Annotated in this window: 2 protein-coding genes; both read right to left on the bottom strand. The window is 66.8% G+C overall.

Translation table 11 applies throughout. From position 1 onward, the window contains the following. Positions 1 to 1,428 (bottom strand): protein kinase (locus tag MUO23_07925; protein ID MCJ7512882.1); only part of this gene is annotated, 1,428 nt, incomplete at its 3' end. A 623-nt stretch (positions 1,429 to 2,051) separates the two neighbouring features. Beyond that, a partial coding sequence (locus MUO23_07920) for a hypothetical protein (GenBank protein MCJ7512881.1) occupies positions 2,052 to 2,328 on the bottom strand: 277 nt, incomplete at its 5' end.

Below are 2,328 nucleotides of genomic sequence, written 5' to 3'. Positions count from 1 at the left end.
GGCTTGTGTTGAGGTTGCCGGCGCGGGCTGGGTGGCCGTCGGAAGCAAGCCGGAGGTCGGGACAGCTGTGGCGGCCCCGCTGCCGGAACTGGTGGGCGAGCGCGTCGGGGAGGCACCAGTCCCTTCGGGCGTGCTCCCACCAGGGAAAGCGGACTGTTGTGTCGGGGTGGGAGAGCTGCCAGCAAAGAGCGCCGGGAAGATCCCGGGCAGCAGCCCGCCGGGCTGCTCCAGTGAAAGGGAGTCCCCGCCACCCTCGCCACCCTGCCTCGCGGTCAGGGTCTGGATCACGGCGACCTGCACTTCGTCCGGTGATAGCCCCCCGGCCTGGTTTGCCACAAGCTGCGTCGAGAGCGCCTGGATCGTGGCAGCCTGCGCTGTCAGCTGCGGCGCGGTGGCGGCGCCGTTGCTCCCTGGCAGCAGGTACATACCGGCATACGCTGAAGGAAGGCAAACAAAGAGCGCCAGAAGGGTCGCCGCCACGCCCAGCTGCCACGGCCGCACGCGCCGCCGGCCGATGCGCACGTACCCGCCTTCAGGAAGCGGGATCGTCGGGTGGCTCGGCGGTACCGGGATCAGCGCCGGCGGGGGGTGCAGCGAGGGGTTCAGGGCGTGGGCCAGGGCGGCCTGGAAGGCCGCATTCATCTCGGCCACGGAACCGAATCGGTCATCGGGATCCTTGGCCGTGGCTTTCAGGATCACCCGCTCGATGTGAACCGGCACTCCTGGCTTGATCGAGCGCGGCAGCGGGATCGGCGTTTGCATGTGTTTGACCAGGACGCCCATCGGCGTCTCGGCCTCGAACGGCAGCTGGCCAGTGACCATCTCGAAGAGCACGATTCCGAGCGAGTATTGGTCGGATCGGGCACTAGCCCTCACCCCCCGCGCCTGCTCGGGAGAAACGTACGCCGGAGTGCCAAGCATGGCCGAGCCGGTCAGGCTTAAGGACGCATCATGGATGTAGGCTAGCCCGAAATCGGAAAGCCAGGCATTCCCCTCGGCATCCAGCAGGATGTTCGAGGGCTTGACGTCGCGGTGGATCACGCCGTGCTCGTGGGCGAACTGAAGGGCAGCCGAGACCTGGGCGATGATCCGGCCGCCGTCTTCCGCCGGGAGCGATCCTCGCCCCAGCCGGTCTGACAGGCTGCCGAGCGGATGATGCGGCATGACCAGATAGACCTTGCCGTCGATCTCGCCGTAGTCAATCACCGGCATGATGTTCGGATGCTTGAGCCTGGCGACGACTTTGGCTTCCTGCCGGAATCGGAGCAGGAATCGCTCATCTTCGGAGATCAAGGGCGTGAGGAGTTTGATGGCGACGCGGGTCTGCTCCCCGACCGTCTCGGCCAGGTAGACATTGGCCATCCCGCCCCGGCCAATGCGCTCGATCAGGCGATAGCGCCCGAGTGTCGTCCCGATCACACTGTCCATCGCCTATCCAGGGCGAGCGCCCTGGACCCCTCCTCTTGCCCTCCGCGTAGACTCAGCAGGAGGGCGCCTCACCCTCAGCGAACGCCAGCGGGCTGCCGACCCGCTCCAGGCCCGGCCACTCCTCCGGGACTCGGACTAAGGCTATCATGAATCCTCCGACCTGCGAAGAACCCCTCGAAGGTTAACCCGAGCATCGTGCTGACGGGTGAGGACATGAACCTGCACTTTGCGCCCTCCGCCACATTCGAGGGAAGCTCAGGCAATCGTGCTGGATGTGGGTTGCCGGCCAGGACCCGTTGGCCGGACGCAGTCCGGCGCCGCAAGGCCGAGACGGCTCCGAGGGACAGGGAGCCGCACTGGGCCTTGCCGTTGCGGATTGCGGCGCCTGTGATTCACCGAGATCTTGGCTTGACTCCCGGTAAGACGTCGCATCACCACGCCGGATCGGATCGCAGGTTGGGATAGCGCACCGCCAGGGCAGACGGGCGCGCAGCCAACTGAAGCCTCAGCAACCTGGGTATGAGGTGCGGCGCGTGCAACCCAAGGCGCCGGGCACCCTGCGCCAGCGAAAGCCCACGCGGAGTGCCCTGAGGAGGACGGGTGTCGAGGCTGTCGTTGTGCGCCTACCAGCTGATCGCGCACACGCCGTCGAGGGTGATCTCCAGATCGTACTCCTCCGAGCTGGAGCCGCCGGTGAAGATGAACGTCAGCGTCTCCTGGGCTCCTGGATCGACGCGGCGGGAGACGCCCCACTTCCATTCCCCAGGGTCAATGGAGGTTGGTGGATGACTGTCCCCCCGGTCCCAGATGGTTCTGGACTTGAAGCGGATCCGGTCGAGGCGATCGAGCTCAGGCGGCCAGGCCAGCCGCAGGGCGGTGATTTGTACCCGCTGCGCACTC

The sequence above is a fragment of the Anaerolineales bacterium genome, assembly GCA_022866145.1.
Taxonomy (GTDB): Bacteria; Chloroflexota; Anaerolineae; order Anaerolineales; family E44-bin32; genus PFL42.
The sequence above is the reverse complement of the archived record's forward strand: the minus strand, read 5'-3'. Positions and strand labels throughout refer to the sequence as shown.